This is a genomic window from Streptomyces sp. NPDC001728 (assembly GCF_040297565.1).
GTDB lineage: Bacteria > Actinomycetota > Actinomycetes > Streptomycetales > Streptomycetaceae > Streptomyces.
The window spans coordinates 82,073-98,883 of record NZ_JBEOZK010000017.1; the positions used below are offsets into that span (position 1 = coordinate 82,073).

The window sequence follows — 16,811 nt, forward strand, 5'->3', positions numbered from 1 at the left end:
GGAAGGGAGCGGGGCCTCAGGGCACGGCGGCGGGTGCGGCCGTGAGCAGGTCCAGACGGCGGTGGCCCCAGTCCGACAACGGACCGAGCGCCTCTGCGAGTTCGCGCCCGAAGGGGCTCAGCGAGTAGACGGTCTTCGGGGGCGGGACGTCGTACACCTCACGGTGCACGAGGCCGTCCTCCTCCATCTCCCGCAGTGCCTGGGTCAGCACCTTCTCGCTGATCTCGGTAAGCTTCCGGCGCAGTTCGCCGGGGCGGTGCGGGCCGGCCTCCAGCAGCCACAACAGCGACGTCTTCCATTTGCCCTCGATCACCACGATCGCGGCGCTCACTCCGCACACGTTCGTGTCCTGGGCCCTGGCGCGTGACATCCGCGTCCTTCCCCTTCCTCTTGTGCACGCGCTGGCGCTCGCGAAGGCCGAAGGCGTCTCCCCCACCGAGCTGGTGCCGTTCGCGCAGGGCATCGGCGCGATCCTGCCGCCGCTGTTCCAGGAGTGGGCCGAGGACGTGGAGAGCGGCGGCTTCTCCGGCGAGGGGAACCCGCTGACCTCGGCGGTGTCGACGATGACGCACGTCGTGCACGCCGCCGAGGGCCACGGCATCGACGCGAGCGTGATGCGCGCCGCCGAGGCCCTGGCCCGGCGGACGGTGGATCTGGGCCACGGCGCGGAGGGCTTCACCCGGGTCACCGAGGTCCTGGGCCGCCGCTGATCCGGACACCCAGGGGGCGGGGGCGCTCCCTCGGATGCAGTCGGCGGCGGGGCCGTGGTGTGCTGGCTTGTAGGGGCGGACGCCGCCGGCCCGGCGGCGCGGGAGGTGTCGCCCCCTCTCACGAGGAGGGCTCCACATGGCGATCTTCGTGCACGCCATCCTTCCGGGCATCACCACGGATCAGTACGACACCCTCAACTCCAAGCTCCAGGAGACGCCGGAGATATTCGACGGCTGTGTGTCGCACACGTGCGTCGCCACGGGCGACGGCCTGGAGATCTTCGACGTCTGGGAGTCGCAAGGGCAGATGGAGGCGTTCGCCGAGCGCATGATGCCGGTCTCGGCGGCACTGGGCTGGCCCGCCGACATGGACAGGCCCGAGGTGCTGAGCGTGCACAACCACTGGGTGCCGGGCGCGGGCGGCTGATCCGCCCCGTACGGGTCCGCACCGGGGGCCGGGAGTCACGCCCTCGCGAGGAAGGCCGGGCGGAGGGACGGGTCCACCGGGTCGTAGTACCGGTGGAACACCGGGGTGGCGGAGCCGGAGACCGGCGGGACGATCCAGCTCCAGTCGGCGGGCGTCTCGCGCCCGTGGCGGCTCTCCCGCTCGATGTGCCGGAGGAACCGCTGCGACTCGGTGTGGTGGTCGGCCATGGTCACCCCGGCCTCCTGGAAGGAGTGCAGCACCGCCACGTTGAGCTCCACGAGGGCGCGGTCACGCCACAGGGTCCGCTCGGCCGAGCGGTCGAGTCCGAGCCGGTCGGCGACCACCGGGAGGAGGTCGTAGCGTTCGCCGTCGGCGAGGTTGCGGGCGCCTATCTCGGTGCCCATGTACCAGCCGTTGAACGGCGCCGCCGCGTACCGCACACCTCCGATCTCCAGGGTCATGTCGCTGATCGCCGGAACCGCGTACCAGCGCAGTCCGAGCGAGGCGAACCAGGTGTGGTCGGGATGGCTCAGCGGGACTTCGAGCACGGAGTCGTCGGGCAGTTCGTACCACTCGGGCCGCGTGTCGGGGCGCTCCCGCACCATCAACGGCAATACCTGGAAGGCCTCGTGGTCCCGCTTCCACCCGAGGTCGACGGCGCGGGCGGTGAGGGGGCCGCCGCGCGGGTCGCCGCTCCAAGGACCCGCGGGCGTACGGTGCCCGGCGTAGCGCACCAACTGGTCGTTGACGATCCGGGGCCCGGGGCGGCCCGGCCGGTCGGGGGCGAAGACCGAGATCACCGGTCTGATCCGGCCGCCGTTGCCGGCCTGCCGCAGGTGCTCGAAGCAGTGGGCGGCGATGTCGTCGGCGGCGGTGACGTGCCGCAGGTCGCGCACCACGAGGCTGCGCCAGTAGAGCCTGCCGATGCAGCGGGCGGAGTTGCGCCAGGCGACGCGTGCGCCGAACGCCAGCTCGTCGGCGGTGTGTTCGTAGGTGCCGGTACGGCCGATCTCGGCCAGCACGGCACGCACCCGCGGGGCTGCGTCCCCGGCGGTGGGCTGCTCGTGGTGGAACTGGCGGATGAATCGTTCCGCCTCGTCCCGGTCCACGGGATACGCCCCCGGGACGGCGCGGTCCTCGGGGGCGGACCCGGCGGGCGCGAGGTCCCCGTGCGCGTAGGGGCAGGCCCCGGTGGAACCGGTGACGGACTTCCGGCGGCTGCGGCTTCGACTGAAGATCAATGTGTTCCCTCCCGGCGTCATGACTACCGTACGAACACATACGGGCGCGGAGAGTACGTGAATATCCGGCCGGGGCGGGCCGGCGCTGGTACGCTGCCCGCCGCCGTCACCGTGGACGCCGACGAGCCCCGGCCACTCACCCCGTGCTGTCGCGGACGATCAGGCGGGGCAGCAGGAGACGCCGGTTCGGCTCGGCGGGCGGGGCGCCCTCGATCGCGCCCAGGAGCAGCCGGATGGCCTCGCGGGTCATCTCGCGGGTGGGCAGGGCGACGCTGGTGAGGGTGGGGCGGGCGAGCAGCCCTTCCGGACTGTCGTCGTGGGCGACGACGGACAGGCCGTGCGGGATCGAGCGGCCGGCCTCGCGCGCCGCCTCCAGCGCGCCGACCGCGAGCACGTCATGGGTGGCGAACAGCGCCGTGGCCGTCGGATGCGCGGCGATGGCCGCCCTGGCGGCGGCGACACCGCCCTTGAACGACGGCTCGGGCGCCAGGTGCACCGCGCTCTCCGGGACATGCAGACCGTCCTCGGCGAACGCCCGGCGGAATCCGTCCACGCGCAGGGTGTGGGCGGGGCTGGCGAGCACGGCCACGTTCTCGTGGCCCAGGGCGCGCAGATGGCGCCCGGCGAGGTGGCCGCCGTGCTCGTAGTCGATGGTGACGACGGGGAACCCGGCCGGGGCCCGTGTCTCCCAGGCGCACAGGACCACGGGGAAGCGGGTGCGGGACAGCAGCGGCAGATGGTCGGTCAGGCCCTGGTCGCCCGCGATGAGGAGGGCGTCGACCGAGCGGCTGGTGAGCCCCGCGAGGTGCGCCCGGGCGCGCTCCCCGTCCCGGCGCGTGGTGCACAGGAGGAGGTGGTAGCCGTGTGCGCCGAGTACGTCCTCGGCCTCCTCGACGACCTCCGCGTAGAAGGCGGTGGAGACGGTGGGGACGAAGAGGCCGACCGTGCGGGTGCTGCCGGTGGCGAGTGAGCGGGCCACCAGGTTGGGGACGTAGCCGAGTTCGGCTATCGCGGCGCGCACCCGGGCCTCGGTGCCGGGCCGTACGGCGACCCGGCCGGAGAGCACGTTGGACACGGTCTGCTTGGTGACGCCGGCGCGCTCCGCCACGTCCTGCATCGTCACCATGACTACCTCGATCGACCGGTCGGACGGCGGGTGCAACGTATCGCGGGGGAATGCCGTGGTCAACGCCTCGGAGCGGGGGTCGACGGGCCGGTCGTGCGCATCAACTCCTGTGCGGGGCGCGGAAGTTTTTCGGGCCGCTGCTCTTGTTTTACCGGTCAAATGAGCCGTACGGTCGCGCCGCGGCCGGGCCGCTTCCCCGCCGGCACACACACCACGCAACGACCCCCGTACACCCCGCTCCCGTACGACCCGCACCACCGCGATCCCGTACGACCGTCGCCCCGAAGGGCGCCGGACCGTTCACGGAGCCGCCCCACCCGGCTCCTCCGATCAGGGGATACCCGTGACCACTCCTCGCAGCAGACTGGCCGGAGCGCTCGCCGCCGCCGCACTGGTCCTCACCGGTGGCGGCGCGCTGACGGCGCCCACGGCAGCGGCGGCACCGACCGCCCCCACCGCTCCCACCGCCTCATCCGCCGCCGCCTACACCGTCGCCGTCGGGGCCAAGGGCTCCTGGACCCACCCGGACGACACCCCCGCCGGCCCGTACATCGACAAGGACGGCACCTTCTACTTCCAGCAGGCCCACGCGCTGTACGGCGCGAACGACCCGCGCAAGTGGACGTTCTTCACCGGTACGAACCTCGACACCGCCACCCGGTCGGCCGCGCTCAGCGACGCGGTGAACCCGGCGAACTCCAACGACCGCAACGACGACACCACTTGGCGCTGCGACAACAGCCCGACCGGGGTCGAGTCGACCGCCGCCCCGGCGGGCTCGGGCTACGCGCACCGCAACTACTGTGACCTCGCGGGCGTCTGGGTCGACCCGGACACGGGTGACTGGTACGGCCTCGTGCACAACGAGTTCACCCCGCAGCCGTTCGGCGACGGCGTCCACTACGACGGCATCGACTACGCCGTCTCCAAGGACCAGGGCCGGACGTGGAGCATCAAGGACCACGTCATCACCTCGCGCTACGGCACGAAGCGCGGCGACACCGCCGCGTTCCCGCAGCAGACGTACCACTACGGGACCGGTGACCAGCGGCTGTTCGTGGACACGGCGTCCGGCTACTTCTACGCGTTCTACGGCTCGCGGATCGTGAACAAGGGCGGTGGCTGGGCGGCGTTCTACGGCCACGTGGCCCGCGCCCCGATCGCGTCTAAGATGGCGCCCGGCTCCTGGCAGAAGTGGTACGGCGGAGCCTGGTCCGAGCCCGGCGTCGGGGGCCGCGAGAGCACCATGGTGCCCGTCGGTTCCGGCAGCACGACCGGGTACACCCCGACGGCGAAGGAGTACGACCCCGCCAACTCCGGCAGCGTCGGCCAGCAGGTGGCCGCCGGCCTGATGCCCCCGACCTCCCCGCTGTTCGTCATGGACATCACGTACAACGCCCATCTCGGGCTGTACATCGGCCAGCCCCAGGCCGTCGACCAGAGCGGCAACGCATCGCAGGAGATCTACGCGACGGCCGATCTGACCACCCAGAAGTGGTTCCGTCTCGGGGACACCGGCGGCTACCGGAACGCCTCCTGGTACCGCTGGTTCCTCGACAGCGGCAACAGGACCAGCTCGACGATCGTCGGCAAGGACTTCCGCTCGTACTGCTCCTTCGGCTGCTCCGGCGGAGCCAGCAGCGAGTACGTGAACCTGACCATCGACACGACCGGGCCCGCCGCCCCGGTCGACACCTCCAAGGCGTACCGCATCGCCAACTCCGGCGGACGTGTCCTGACCCAGGTCGCCGACACCACGGCCACCACCTCGCTCGCCGCCGCCACCGGTTCGGGCGCGGAGTCCTGGACCTTCGCCTCCAACGGCGACGGCTCCTACCGCATCGCCAACTCCGCCACCGGCGGCCTGCTCGGCGTGGGCACCACGTCCACGAGCACCCGCGCCTGGGGCACCCGGCCGACCGTGACCCCGGCCGGGACCGGTGGACCCACCGTCGGCCAGCAGTGGTTCGTGCTCCGCGCGACCTCTCCCGCCGACGGCTCCGCCACCGGCGCGTACAAGATCGTCAACCGGTACAGCGGGCTCGTCATCGGCCTCTCCGCCGACTCCGACCGCCCCGCCGAGACCACGCCCACCCGCAGCTGGACCAACACCACCGGCAACGCCGTCGGCGGCACCCGCACGGCCGGCGAACAGACCCTCACCCTGACGCCGACCGCCCAGGCGCCCGAGACGGTGACCGTGCTCGGTCCGGGCCCGCAGTCCACCGCCCCGAACAAGCCCGTGTCCCTCAGGATCGACGCCACCGACTCGCTCGGGAAGGCCCTGACCTTCACGGCGAGCGGCCTGCCCGCCGGGCTGACCATCAGCTCCGCGGGCCTGATCACCGGCACGCCGACCACCGCGGGCACCTCCACCGTGACGGTCACCGCCACCTCGGGCACCGCCACCGGCACCGCCACCTTCACCTGGGCGGTCACGGCCTCCCTCGACGGACTCCACACGCTCACGACCGGGGGCAGGGCGCTCGACAACCCCAACCACAGCACCACCCCCGGCACCCAGCTCATCACCTGGACGGCCAACGGCGGGGCCAACCAGAAGTGGCAGTTCACCCAGCAGTCCGACGGAGGGTACGTCCTCAGGAACAGCGAGTCCGGGCTGTGCGCGGACGTCGACGGCGGCTCCGCCACCGCCGGCGCGAAGATCATCCAGTGGACGTGCACCAACGGCGTGAACCAGCGCTGGACGATCACCCGGCAGGCGAACGGCACCCACACCGTCACCTCCGCCGCGAGCGGACTCCTCCTGACGGCCGCCTCCGCGACGAACGGCGCCCTGGTCACCCAGCAGCCGAACACCGGAGGCGCGCTCCAGCAGTGGACGATCGGCTGAGTGCGGGCTTGGCGACCGTGACCACCTGAGCGATCGTCAGGCAGAGGGCGCGGCGGGCCTGTCGGATTCCCGGGCAGCACACGGGATTCCGGCGGGCCCGCCGCCGTGTGCCCGCCGCCGTGCACCCGCGACCGACTCCCCGGCGGATCGATCGGACCCGATGCTCGAAGTCGCGCGAAACTCGGTACTTTCACGCACTTGACGACACGTCATGCGCACTATTGACATATTCACGCCCATGTTTGGGTGTACGTCAGCTCCCGCACCACGCCTGCACGAAGCGCCTCCGGCACGCAGACCACGTGAGGAGACCCACCCCCATGACCTCCGCCGCCTTCCACCGTCCAAGACCCGGCCGTACGCCGGGCGGCCGCGCCGCGCTCGCCCTGGCCGTCGCGCTCGTCGCGGCCTTCCTGACCGTCGTCCTGCCCGCTCCCGCCGCCCACGCGGCCACCGCCGGGAACGTCACCGGCGTCACGCGCTCCGGCGACACCTTCACGGTCGCCACCTCCAGCGGCGCCGCCGCCCGCGTTACCATGGCCCGCGCGGACATCTTCCGCATCTGGCTCTCGCCCGGCGGCTCCTTCACCGACGACCCCGCGGGCGGCGACCTCCCGCAGACGACCTCCTTCGGGGCCGTGGGCGCGACGCTGACCGACGCCGGGGCGTACTACCGGATCGGCACCGCGTCCGTCAGCCTGCGGATCAACAAGTCCCCGCTGACCTTCGCCCTGTACCGGGCGGACGACACCACCCTCGTCTGGTCGGAGTCGCAGCCGACGAACTGGACCGGCTCGCAGACCACCCAGTACCTCAGCCGGGGGGCCGACGAGCAGTTCTACGGCACCGGCCTGCGGCTCCGCGAGTGGGCACTGCGGGACAGGACCGTCCCGGTGGCCGTCTCCAACCAGTGGACCGAGAACACCAACGCGAGCCCCGCGCCGTTCTACATGGGACGGGGGCGTACGCCCGCCAGCGCGTCGACGTCGCCGCTCCCGCCTCCGGCACCGGGGACGTCACGGTCGGCGTCGGCGCGAGCACCGGCACATACACCGGGAAACCGGCCACCCGCGCCTACGAGTTCACCCTGCGCAGCGCGAGCGCCCCCGGCCAGGTCGGTGTCGGCGGCACTGTGCTGACGCCCCGCGCCGACCGGGCGGCCTACGACGCCGCCGCCACCGGCTGGTTCCACGACCCGAGCGACCGTTCCGGCACCCTTCGGGTCAAGACCGGCGCCACCGGGGCCGCGTTCACCGTGACGGCCACCGCCCTGACGGTGCCGGCCGGCACCCCGGTCGGCGGCACCGCGCCGAGCGGCCCCATCGACCGCACCGGCTGGAAGGTCGCCTACGCCGACAGCCAGGAGACGGCGTCCGAGAACGGCGCCGCCGCCAACGCGATCGACGGCAGCACCGCCACCCACTGGCACAGCACGTGGTCCAGCGGCACGCCCACGCTGCCCCACGCTGCCCCACGAGATCCAGATCGACCTCGGCGCCCGCTACGAGGTCGACTCGATCACCCACCTCCCCCGCCAGGACGGCGGCGTCAACGGGCGCATCGGCTCCTACGAGGTGTACGTCTCCGACAGCACGACGTCCTGGGGCGCACCGGTGGCCACCGGCACCTTCGCGGACACGGCGACCGCCACCCGGGTCGCCTTCACCGCGAAGCCCGGCCGCTACCTGAGGCTCCGAGCCCTGACGGAGGCGGGCAACCGAGGCCCGTGGACGAGCCTGGCGGATCTGACGGCGACGGGTCGCCCGTCGGGGTGAGCGGGGGGCCGCCCGCCGCTGCGGCGGCGGGCGGCAGTCCCGTACCGGAGGAGGACCGGGCGGGCCTCAGCCGGCGGGCGGGCCTCAGCCGGCGGGCGGGGTGAGGACGACGAAGTCGGCGTTCGAGGGGTCGAGGCAGACGGCGAGCCGGCCGACGCCTTCCACGTCCGCCGGGCCCATCTGCACGTTGCCGCCGTTCGCGGTGACCCTGGCGACCGCCTCGTCGCAGTCGGCGACGGCGAAGACGGGGTGCCAGTAGGGCTTGCCGTGCGCGAGGGCGAGGTCGGCCTCGGAGAGCTGCATGAGGCCGCCGTGCATGCGCTCGTCGGGGAGTCCGGCGGGGGTGATGAGGGTGTACGTGCCCCCGCCGCCCGGCATTTCCATCTCGCCGAACCGCCAGCCGAAGACGCTGCCGTAGAACGTCTTCGCCGCGGCGGCGTCGGTCGTGTACAGCTCGGTCCAGGACAGGGAGCCCGGCGCGTCCACCAGGTCGACGCCCTTGTTCGTGCCGGGCTGCCAGACGGCGAACTGACCGCCGAGCGGGTCGCTGTACTGGGCCATCCGGCCCCACTCGTCGAGGTCCGTGGGGGCGACCCGGACCGTGCCGCCCGCCTCCTCCACCGCCCGGGTGGTGGCGTCCGCGTCGGCGACGCTGTAGTAGATCATCCAGGCGGAACGGGCGCCGTCCTCGGTGAGCCTGCCGAGCCCGCCGACGGTCTTCCCGTCCTTCCTGAACATCCCTCCCTCCATGTCCTCGCTCTCCCCCATGGACTCGTACTCCCAGCCGAGCACGGCGCCGTAGAAGGCCGCTGCGGCCGGAACGTCGGGGGCGCCGAGATCCAGCCAGCAGGGGGAGCCGGGCACGAAGTCGGTGGTGATCATGGCGATGCCTTTCACGTCTCCGGGGATGGACCCTCAGCCTGGCACCGCACCCGGAGACCCGCCCGTCGGCAGACCCGCACGGACCGGGTCGGGAAGGAACCCCGCTGGGGCCGACCCGGTACCGACCCGCGGCGAAAGCACTGGTCATCGCGGTCCGGACCTCTTCGACGCGGCGGTCCCGGGGAATGGGACGTTCTTACGGATCCGTGACGTGCGGTACGGCGGACCGGTCTTCGGAGGGCGGGCGGCATAGCTTCGTGGGATGCGTGTACTTGTGACTGGAGGCGCGGGCTTCATCGGCTCGCAGATCGTCGCCGCACTGGCCTCCCGCGGACACGAGCCGGTCGTCTTCGACCTGGCCGGGGACGGACGGGACGTGCGTGATCCCGAGGCCGTACGGACGGCCCTCACCGGGGTCGACGCCGTGTGCCACCAGGCCGCCAAGGTCGGCCTCGGCAAGGAATTCGGCGACGCCCCCGCCTATGTGTCGGCCAACGAGCTCGGCACCGCCGTACTGCTGGCCGAGATGACGGCGGCGGGCGTGCGGCGTCTCGTGCTCGCCGGGTCGATGGTCGTCTACGGCGAGGGGCGGTACACGTGCCCCGCGCACGGCACCGTACGGCCGGGCCCGCGAGCCGAGGAGGATCTCGCCTCGGGCCGGTTCGAGCCCCGCTGCCCGGACTGCGGCGCCCCCCTCGCCCCCGGACTGGTCGGGGAGGACGCTCCGATGGACCCCCGGAACGTCTACGCCACCACCAAGGTCGCCCAGGAGCACCTCGCGTCCTCGTGGTCCCGGGCCACCGGCGGACGTGTGATCTCGCTGCGCTACCACAACGTCTACGGCCCCGGGATGCCCCGCGACACCCCGTACGCGGGGGTCGCCGCCCTCTTCCGTTCCTCGCTCGCGCGCGGCGAGGCCCCCCGCGTCTTCGAGGACGGCGGCCAGCGCCGGGACTTCGTGCACGTCCGGGACGTGGCCGGGGCCAACGCGGTCGCGCTCGACACCCTGTCCGGGACGGCGGACTTCGCCGCGTACAACGTCGGCAGCGGTGACCCCCGGACCGTCGGCGACATGGCGAGCGCGCTGGCCGACGCGTACGGCGGTCCGGAACCGGTCGTCACGGGCGAGTACCGGCTCGGCGACGTCCGGCACATCACCGCCGACTCGACACGGCTGCGCGGGGAGCTGGGCTGGCGTCCGGAGGTCACGTTCGCCGACGGGATGGCCGAACTCGCGGGCGAAGGGGCCCATCCGTCCACCGCCGCACTGGCCGGACGGCCGTAGGCCCCGCCCCTGGCCGAACGGGACCGGGGCTGCGGCGTGCCGCACCCCCGGTCAGGTCGTGGCGGGCAGGGTCAGCTCGGAGCGGCAGCCTCCCGGGACGTTGCGCACGTCGGCCCGGCCCGCGTGGGCCTCGACGATGCCCCGGACGATCGCCAGGCCGAAGCCCGCGCCCGAAGGAGGGGTACGGGCCTCGGTCCCCCGCCAGCCCGTGTCGAACCCGCGGCCGGACCGTCGGCCGCGAGCCGTACGCCGAACCCGGCGCGGTCCAGGTAACCGGCCACGACCTCCGAGACGGTCGGATCGTCGTCGACCACCAGCACCCGCGCCGGGGCGCCGGTCGCGTGAGCGCCGCCCGTACCGCTTCCGCTCCCGTGGTCGTACCCCTGGCGTCCGCACTCCGCATCGCTCACTGCCATGGCCCCAGAGTGTCACCCGTCCGGGCCCACCTGCCGCGGACTCTGCCACCCGCCCGGAGGGCGTCCGCGTTTCGTAAGGTCTCGGAGCCCCATTTCCCGGTTCCGGATTCCTACGGTGTGGAGGGTGACTTCCTCTGCTTGCGCACCGCCCCGCGCGGACCTCGTACTGCCGTGCCTCGACGAGGCCGAGGCACTCCCCTGGGTGCTGGCGCGGGTGCCCGCCGGGTGGCGCGCCATCGTCGTCGACAACGGTTCGACGGACGGCTCCGCCGAGATCGCCCGCGAACTCGGCGCGACCGTCGTCCACGAGAGCCGGCGCGGTTTCGGCGCGGCCTGCCACGCCGGGCTGCTCGCGGCCCGCGCCGACCTGGTCTGCTTCTGCGACTGCGACGCCTCCATGGACCCCGGGCTGCTCGCCCCGATGGCCGCGCGCGTCGAGGCGGGCGAGGCCGACCTGCTCCTCGGCCGCCGCCGCCCGCGGGGCCGCGGCGCGTGGCCGGCGCACGCCCGCGCAGGGAACGTCGCCCTCGCGCACATGCTGCGCCGCCGCACCGGCGTACGACTCCACGACCTCGGCCCGATGCGGGTGGCACGGCGTGAGGCCCTGCTCGGCCTCGGTCTGACGGACCGACGCAGCGGCTACCCGCTCCAGATGGTCGTCCGGGCCGCGGACGAGGGCTGGCGGGTCGCCGAGACGGACGTGCCCTATCTGCCGCGCTCGGGGAAGTCCAAGGTCACCGGCACCTGGCGGGGCACCTGGCACGCCGTGAGGGACATGCGCCGGGTGCTGGCCGAGCCGCCGGTGGCACGCTCCCTCGCCGCCGGGGAGGTCACCGTATGAGCACCTTCGCCGTCAGCACCGTCCCCAGGGGCACCGCCCCCATGACCGCCGCTCGCATCAGCACCGCCCCCGTCAGCACCGTCCCTGTCAGCACCGTCCCCGTCAGCACCGCTCCCGTGGGCACGCTCCTCGTCATCGCCAAGGCGCCCGTCGCCGGTCGGGTCAAGACGCGCCTCACCCCGCGATTCGCGCCGGAGCAGGCCGCCGAGCTGGCCCGCGCGGCCCTTGAGGACACCCTCGCGGCCGTGCTCGCCACCCCGGCCGCACGCCGTGTGCTGGTCCTCGAAGGGCTGCCTGGGCCCTGGGTGCCCGAGGGCATCGAGGTCGTCCCGCAGTGCGCGGGCGGACTCGACGTCCGGCTCGCCGCCGCCTTCGCGCAGGCCGAGGGACCGGCCCTGCTCATCGGCATGGACACCCCGCAGGTCACCCCCGGTCTCCTCGCCCGGGGGCTCGACTTCGGCGGGGCCGACGCCTGGTTCGGCCCCGCCGACGACGGCGGATTCTGGGCGCTCGGACTGGCTGAGCCCGACCCGGAACTGCTCCTCGGCGTCCCCATGTCCGTGGGCCACACCGGGCGGGAACAGCGCCGCCGGCTCACCGCGTCCGGGCGCGCCGTACGGGATCTGCCCGAGCTGTGCGACGTGGACGAGCCGGCCGACGCGGCGCGGGTCGCCGCCGCCTCACCGGACACCCGCTTCGCCGCCCTGTACGACGGCATGTGCGCGGTGGCGCGGTGACCGTCCAGCTGGCCGAGCCCGCCGTCGCCTGGCGGGCCGATCCGTACACGGCGGCGCTCCGCACCGGCCGGGGGCCGCTCTATCTGCGGCGGGACGACGGCTGGTTGCTGCCGCTGGAGGTCGAGCGGTGGTGCGGCGAACCCGACGCGGCGGACGTCACCGTCCTGGACCGCTGTACGGGGCCGGTCCTGGACGTCGGCTGCGGACCGGGCCGGCTGGTCGCCGCGCTCGCCGCCCGGGGGCACCGGGCGCTGGGCGTGGACATCACCCCGGAAGCGGTGGACCGTACGGTACGGGCCGGGGGCAGCGCCCTGTGCCGCTCGGTGTTCGACCCGCTGCCCCGTGAGGGCCGTTGGGGCACCGTGCTGCTCATCGACGGGAACATCGGCATCGGGGGCGACCCGGCCGCGCTCCTCCGCCGTGCGACGCGGCTCGCGGCGCCGGACGGTTCTCTGCTGGTCGAGGTGGCCGCGGAGGATGTCGACGAACGCGTCGACGTCCACGTGGACGACGGGCGCGGCGGCCGGGGCGCGCCCTTCCGGTGGGCGCGGCTCGGGGCCCGGGCGCTGTGCGCCGGGGCCGCCGAGGCGGGCTGGCCCCGATCCCTGACCTGGCATGCGGCGGGCCGCGCCTTCGTGGGCCTGCGGCGCTGAGGGCCGGGCGGGGAGGCGGGACCGCCGGTCGACCGGCTCCCGCCCCGCCGCCCTCTCGGCTCCGCCGGCCTTTCATCTCCGCCGCCCACCACCCGACCCGGACCGCCCGGACCGACGCGAGCCCGACGCGACCCGCCCGGACCGGCCCGCTGCCGTCCTGGACCGCCCGAACCACCTGAACCGCCCAACCCCGCGCCCGCCCACCCCGGACCGGCGCGCCCAGCGCGCCCCCGCCCGCGCCCCCGCGTACCCCGTCGTCGTCACCGCGACGGCCGCCATCGCCAGGAGCCAGTTCCGGGAGTAGTCCAGCGGCGGCACGGTCGGGTTCGCCACGCCACCGGGGCTCAGGAGGCCCGGCAGGGCGACCACCGTCACGGAACCGGCCACGATCAGTGCCGCTCGCGCCACACCGCGCGGGGGCCGTCCGGCCACCACTCCCACGGCGGCGGCGACGGCCAGCACCAGCGGTGCGATCAGCCCGTCGTGCACGAGGACTCCCGCCGCGAGCCACAGCGCGGTCGACCAGGGCCGGGGCTGCTCCCCCAGCAGTGCGCCGCCGAAGGCCATCAGGGCGATCCCGGCCGCCCCCACCACGTAGCGGCTCGTCTTCACGAGACCTCCAGCCGGCCGACCCACTTGGTCTGGAGCACGCCCGGCCGGTTCGGGGCGATGATCCGCGCCGGGTAGCCGTGGTCCAGGGAGAGCACCTCGCCGTCGAGGCGGAGGGCCAGCAGGGTGAGCGGGTCCCGGGCGTACCGGCGGCCCAGTTCCGTGACCCGGTACGCGCCGGACGCTTCGAGCGACACCACCCGGCAGCGCGTGTCAGGGCCCGCTCCGGCCAGGTCGAGCAGGTCCCGCACCCGTACTCCCGTCCAGCGGGCCGACCTGCTCCAGCCCTCGACGCACGCGAGCGGCAGCGTCTCCTCGTGCTGCGGCAGGGCGCGCAGTTCCTCCAGGGTGAGGGTGTACGGGCGTGGTCCGGCGACGACCAGCCGCCAGTCGGTGAGCATCGCCCCGGTGACGCGGGCCGCCGCCGCCGTGCGGTTCACGGGAAGACCCCGGGCGCCGGGGGCGGGGCTGTGCGGGGCGAACAGGTTCAGCGGGCCGAGCGCCGTGACGGACTGGCCGACCGTGGTGAGCGTGACGGCGCCGACGCCCGCCGCGACGGCCGCGAGGAACCGGCGGCGGTCGGGGTCGTCGGCGGCCGGGAGGGTCTGGGTGCCGGGTGAGCGGCGGGTCAAGTGGTCGCGGATCCGGGGCCATTGGACAGCGATGTGGAGGAGGAGGGCGCCCAGCAGGAGCCAGGCGACGGCGTAGTGCACGGGGACGAAGGAGAACGGCCAGGGGTACCACTGGAAGGTGTTGAGGAGTCCGGTGGTCGGTTCGAGGATCCCGGCGGCGACGAGCACGGCGACCGAGAGGCGTTCGGCCGCGTGCCGGACCGACCGTACCGGCGGCCACGCGAACAACCGGGGGTAGACCGCCCACAACTTGGCCAGGAGCAGCGGGATCGCGGCCGTGCCGGAGGCCACGTGGAGGCCCTGGGTGAACCGGTACCCCCAGGAGGGACGGCTCGGGCAACCAGTCGGCGAGCCGGCCGGGCGGGTGCTGGAGGCAGTGGCCGATCACACCGGTCACGAAGCAGACGGCGATGGCGAGTCCGAGCCACCGGCCGATCGCGGTCGCGGTGCGGGCGTCGTGGAGCCGGGCCTTGAAGGTGATCGGCGGTCCGTGGGGCGGGGCGGGGCGCATGAGCCCATGACACCCCCGCAAGCACCCGCGCGGGCGGGTGGAACACCTTACGGAATGCGGACATGCGGCTCCGGGGTCCGTGGTGCGGGGCCCGTTCCTGGAACGCTGCCGAGGTGAACCAGCACACCGGCCGCACCGCCACGGTCCTCACCGCCCTCGCCCTCGCCGCCCTCGCCGCCGCCCTCGTCGTCACCGTCCGGTACGACGGTCATGTCAGCGATCCTTCCGGGCTGTTCGGCCGGTACGCGGTCTGCTGGGCCCTGTTCGTCGTCGCCCTGCTGGGGCTGAGGCGGGTTCCGGCCGCGCACGTCGTGCCGCTGCTCGTGGCCGGGGCGGTCGCCGTGACGGTGACGGGGCTCGTTGCGCCACCCCGGACGAGCACGGACTCGTACCGATACGCCTGGGACGGCCGCGTCCAGTCGGCCGGCGTCTCCCCGTACGACCACGCCCCGAGGGATCCGGAGCTGAGCGGGCTGCGCGACGCGTGGCTGTTCCCCACGGGGGCCGCCTGCGCGGGCCGAAACCTGGTCGCGATCCCCTCCACCGGTCCAGGACCGCACTGCACGAGGATCAACCGGCCCTCGGTGCACACGATCTACCCGCCCGTCGCCGAGGTGTACTTCGCGGCCGTCGACCGGCTGTCCCCGGAGGGAGCCCGGCACAAGCCGCTCCAGATCGCCGCCGGGCTGGTCGCGCTCGCCGCGACCTGGGCGCTGCTGCTGATCCTGCGCCGCCGGGGGACGGACCCACGCCGGGCCGCGGCCTGGGCGTGGTGCCCGGTGGTGCCGATCGAGGCCGTGAACAACGCGCACGTGGACGTACTCGGGGCGCTGCTCGCCGTGCTCGGGCTCGGACTCGTCGCCGCCGGCCGTACGAACGGCCGTCGAGGCGCCGGAGCCGTACGACGCGACGGTGGCGTACCCCTCGGAGCGCCGCACGGCACCCGTCGCCTCGCCGGCGGCCTCGTCCTCGGTGCCGCCGTCGCCACCAAGCTGATGCCCGCGGTCGTCCTGCCCGGTGCGCTGTCCGGGGTGCGCCGGGTGCGCGACGCCGCCGCCGTCCTGCTGCCGGCCGTGGTCTTCACCGGACTCGCGTACGTCCCCTACGTCCTCCTCTCGCACGACTCCGTCTTCGGCTACCTCGGCGGATACGTGGACGAGGAGGGCTACGACGACCCCTCGGCCGGTTCCCGCTACGCCCTGCTCCGGCTGGTCCTGCCCGACAGCTGGGCGTTCCCGGTGCTGCTCGCCGTGATGGCCGCGGTGTCCCTGTCGGTGATGTGGCGCGGCGATCCGCGGCGCCCGTGGAGCGGGGCGCTCCTGGTCACCGGCTGGGCCTTCGTGCTCCTCACGCCCGGCTACTCCTGGTACGCGCTGCTCCTGGTGGCTCTCGTCGCGCTGGACGGGCGGCGGGAGTGGCTGGGTGTCGCGCTCGCGGGCGAGGCGGTGTACGTCCTGGGGCCCGAGTACGGCTACCAGTCGGCGCTGAGCGCGACCGCGTACGGCATCGCGGCGCTCGTGGTGCTGCTGGGCCCGGCGGCCCGGTGGTGGCAGACCTCGCCTACCGGGTGGCGAGTTCAGCGTTCGCCCTCGCCGTGACGTGGGCGAGGGCGCGGGCGGCGATCTCCCGGTCGGCGGCCGGAAGGTCGCCGTAGAGCCGCTCGGTAAGCCCGGCCACCTCGTCCGTGAAGCCCCGGTGCAGCGTCTCCCCCTTCTCCGTGGGGGTGGTTCGGGCGCCGTCGATCAGCCCGGCGTCGGCGAGTGCGGCGAGCAGGCCGCCGGCCTCCGACCCGGTGATCTTGAGCGTCGCGGCCAGACGGTCGACGGCATCGGAGCGGTCGAGGCCGTCCACGACGGCCTTGAGCGCGACGGACTGAGGGAAGGTCAGCCCGGTGACGGCGAGGATCCGGTCCCGCACCGCGGCGATGGCGTGGTAGGTGATGCCGATCAGCTGACCGTTGAGGAGCGGGGTCGCGTCGGAGGTGGTGGTGGCGGCGACGGTCATGGCGTGGATCTCCTTGGGTGCGGTGCCGGTGCGGTGCGGTTGCTGTGCGATCGCGGTGCGCTCGGGAGGCTCCGGCCAACAAACGGAGAACCCTCCGGTTGGCCTGCC

General features: G+C 73.9%; 15 protein-coding genes and 4 pseudogenes. 10 read left to right on the forward strand and 9 right to left on the reverse strand.

Features of this window, described 5'->3' with window-relative positions; translation table 11 throughout:
• Window positions 1-16 precede the first annotated feature (16 nt).
• Complete coding sequence (locus ABT154_RS24015) at window positions 17-370, reverse strand: winged helix-turn-helix transcriptional regulator (protein ID WP_351858884.1); 354 nt, start codon at window positions 368-370, stop codon at window positions 17-19.
• A 22-nt stretch (window positions 371-392) separates the two neighbouring features.
• Here ABT154_RS24015 and ABT154_RS24020 point away from each other — a divergent pair.
• Both ABT154_RS24020 and ABT154_RS24025 read left to right on the forward strand, forming a co-directional pair.
• A pseudogene (locus ABT154_RS24020) lies at window positions 393-710 on the forward strand (imine reductase family protein); the annotation flags it as partial.
• Between the two features lie 136 nt (window positions 711-846).
• Window positions 847-1,137 (forward strand): hypothetical protein, encoded by a 291-nt coding sequence (locus ABT154_RS24025; RefSeq protein WP_351858886.1) that lies wholly within the window; start codon window positions 847-849, stop codon window positions 1,135-1,137.
• Between the two features lie 35 nt (window positions 1,138-1,172).
• Here the strand turns inward: ABT154_RS24025 and ABT154_RS24030 are convergent, their stop codons facing one another.
• Complete coding sequence (locus ABT154_RS24030) at window positions 1,173-2,246, reverse strand: nitric oxide synthase oxygenase (RefSeq protein WP_351858985.1); 1,074 nt, start codon at window positions 2,244-2,246, stop codon at window positions 1,173-1,175.
• A 268-nt stretch (window positions 2,247-2,514) separates the two neighbouring features.
• The gene (locus ABT154_RS24035) at window positions 2,515-3,504 is read right to left on the reverse strand and encodes a LacI family DNA-binding transcriptional regulator (RefSeq protein WP_351858888.1); all 990 of its coding nucleotides are present in this window, start codon (window positions 3,502-3,504) and stop codon (window positions 2,515-2,517) included.
• A gap of 343 nt (window positions 3,505-3,847) precedes the next feature.
• Between ABT154_RS24035 and ABT154_RS24040 the strand changes: the two genes are divergently transcribed.
• The 3 genes from ABT154_RS24040 (at window position 3,848) to ABT154_RS24050 (ending at window position 8,133) form a co-directional block, all read left to right on the forward strand.
• Entirely contained in the window at window positions 3,848-6,358 is a 2,511-nt protein-coding gene (locus tag ABT154_RS24040; protein WP_351858890.1) for an RICIN domain-containing protein, read from the forward strand.
• A 320-nt stretch (window positions 6,359-6,678) separates the two neighbouring features.
• Window positions 6,679-7,497 carry a DUF4968 domain-containing protein gene (locus tag ABT154_RS24045; protein WP_351858892.1) on the forward strand — a complete coding sequence of 273 codons (819 nt, stop codon included), beginning with the start codon at window positions 6,679-6,681 and terminating at the stop codon, window positions 7,495-7,497.
• A gap of 339 nt (window positions 7,498-7,836) precedes the next feature.
• A complete protein-coding gene (locus tag ABT154_RS24050) occupies window positions 7,837-8,133 on the forward strand; it encodes a discoidin domain-containing protein (protein ID WP_351858987.1) in 297 nt (98 codons plus the stop codon).
• Window positions 8,134-8,217: 84 nt separating this feature from the next.
• Here the strand turns inward: ABT154_RS24050 and ABT154_RS24055 are convergent, their stop codons facing one another.
• On the reverse strand, window positions 8,218-9,015 hold the full coding sequence (locus ABT154_RS24055) for a VOC family protein (protein WP_351858894.1): 798 nt from the start codon (window positions 9,013-9,015) through the stop codon (window positions 8,218-8,220).
• 262 nt (window positions 9,016-9,277) lie between these two features.
• Between ABT154_RS24055 and ABT154_RS24060 the strand changes: the two genes are divergently transcribed.
• Window positions 9,278-10,300, forward strand: a complete 1,023-nt coding sequence (locus tag ABT154_RS24060) for an NAD-dependent epimerase/dehydratase family protein (protein WP_351858896.1) — start codon at window positions 9,278-9,280, stop codon at window positions 10,298-10,300.
• A 51-nt stretch (window positions 10,301-10,351) separates the two neighbouring features.
• Here ABT154_RS24060 and ABT154_RS24065 read toward each other — a convergent pair.
• Both ABT154_RS24065 and ABT154_RS24070 read right to left on the reverse strand, forming a co-directional pair.
• Window positions 10,352-10,522: pseudogene (locus ABT154_RS24065) on the reverse strand (ATP-binding protein); the annotation flags it as partial.
• Window positions 10,477-10,716: pseudogene (locus ABT154_RS24070) on the reverse strand (hypothetical protein); the annotation flags it as partial. The pseudogenes ABT154_RS24070 and ABT154_RS24065, both read right to left, overlap by 46 nt.
• 124 nt (window positions 10,717-10,840) lie before the next feature.
• Between ABT154_RS24070 and ABT154_RS24075 the strand changes: the two are divergent.
• From ABT154_RS24075 to ABT154_RS24085, 3 genes are all read left to right on the forward strand, one after another.
• Window positions 10,841-11,557, forward strand: coding sequence for a glycosyltransferase family 2 protein (locus ABT154_RS24075; RefSeq protein ID WP_351858898.1), 717 nt, complete (start codon window positions 10,841-10,843; stop codon window positions 11,555-11,557).
• Window positions 11,558-11,673: 116 nt separating this feature from the next.
• Entirely contained in the window at window positions 11,674-12,294 is a 621-nt protein-coding gene (locus ABT154_RS24080) for a TIGR04282 family arsenosugar biosynthesis glycosyltransferase (protein ID WP_351858989.1), read from the forward strand.
• Window positions 12,291-12,947, forward strand: a complete 657-nt coding sequence (locus ABT154_RS24085; RefSeq protein ID WP_351858899.1) for a class I SAM-dependent methyltransferase — start codon at window positions 12,291-12,293, stop codon at window positions 12,945-12,947. The genes ABT154_RS24080 and ABT154_RS24085 overlap by 4 nt, the downstream gene beginning before the upstream one ends.
• A 72-nt stretch (window positions 12,948-13,019) precedes the next feature.
• On the opposite strand, the gene ABT154_RS24090 is transcribed toward ABT154_RS24085, so the two are convergent.
• Together ABT154_RS24090 and ABT154_RS24095 are read right to left on the reverse strand one after the other, a co-directional pair.
• The gene (locus ABT154_RS24090; RefSeq protein WP_351858901.1) at window positions 13,020-13,559 is read right to left on the reverse strand and encodes a hypothetical protein; all 540 of its coding nucleotides are present in this window, start codon (window positions 13,557-13,559) and stop codon (window positions 13,020-13,022) included.
• Window positions 13,556-14,699, reverse strand: a pseudogene (locus ABT154_RS24095) (molybdopterin-dependent oxidoreductase). Before ABT154_RS24095 ends, ABT154_RS24090 begins: the two are co-directional and overlap by 4 nt.
• A 113-nt stretch (window positions 14,700-14,812) precedes the next feature.
• Between ABT154_RS24095 and ABT154_RS24100 the strand changes: the two are divergent.
• Window positions 14,813-16,297 carry a glycosyltransferase 87 family protein gene (locus ABT154_RS24100; protein ID WP_351858903.1) on the forward strand — a complete coding sequence of 495 codons (1,485 nt, stop codon included), beginning with the start codon at window positions 14,813-14,815 and terminating at the stop codon, window positions 16,295-16,297.
• Here the strand turns inward: ABT154_RS24100 and ABT154_RS24105 are convergent.
• The gene (locus ABT154_RS24105; RefSeq protein WP_351858904.1) at window positions 16,260-16,703 is read right to left on the reverse strand and encodes a hypothetical protein; all 444 of its coding nucleotides are present in this window, start codon (window positions 16,701-16,703) and stop codon (window positions 16,260-16,262) included. The genes ABT154_RS24100 and ABT154_RS24105 overlap by 38 nt on opposite strands.
• Between the last annotated feature and the right edge of the window lie 108 nt (window positions 16,704-16,811).

What these genes read in the sequence shown, in the direction of transcription:
- ABT154_RS24060 (WP_351858896.1), top strand. Translation starts at nt 9,278, where the DNA reads ATGCGTGTACTTGTGACTGGAGGCGCGGGCTTCATCGGCTCGCAGATC.
- ABT154_RS24105 (WP_351858904.1), bottom strand. Translation starts at nt 16,703, where the DNA reads ATGACCGTCGCCGCCACCACCACCTCCGACGCGACCCCGCTCCTCAAC.
- ABT154_RS24015 (WP_351858884.1), bottom strand. Translation starts at nt 370, where the DNA reads ATGTCACGCGCCAGGGCCCAGGACACGAACGTGTGCGGAGTGAGCGCC.
- ABT154_RS24045 (WP_351858892.1), top strand. Translation starts at nt 6,679, where the DNA reads ATGACCTCCGCCGCCTTCCACCGTCCAAGACCCGGCCGTACGCCGGGC.
- ABT154_RS24055 (WP_351858894.1), bottom strand. Translation starts at nt 9,015, where the DNA reads ATGATCACCACCGACTTCGTGCCCGGCTCCCCCTGCTGGCTGGATCTC.
- ABT154_RS24035 (WP_351858888.1), bottom strand. Translation starts at nt 3,504, where the DNA reads ATGGTGACGATGCAGGACGTGGCGGAGCGCGCCGGCGTCACCAAGCAG.
- ABT154_RS24025 (WP_351858886.1), top strand. Translation starts at nt 847, where the DNA reads ATGGCGATCTTCGTGCACGCCATCCTTCCGGGCATCACCACGGATCAG.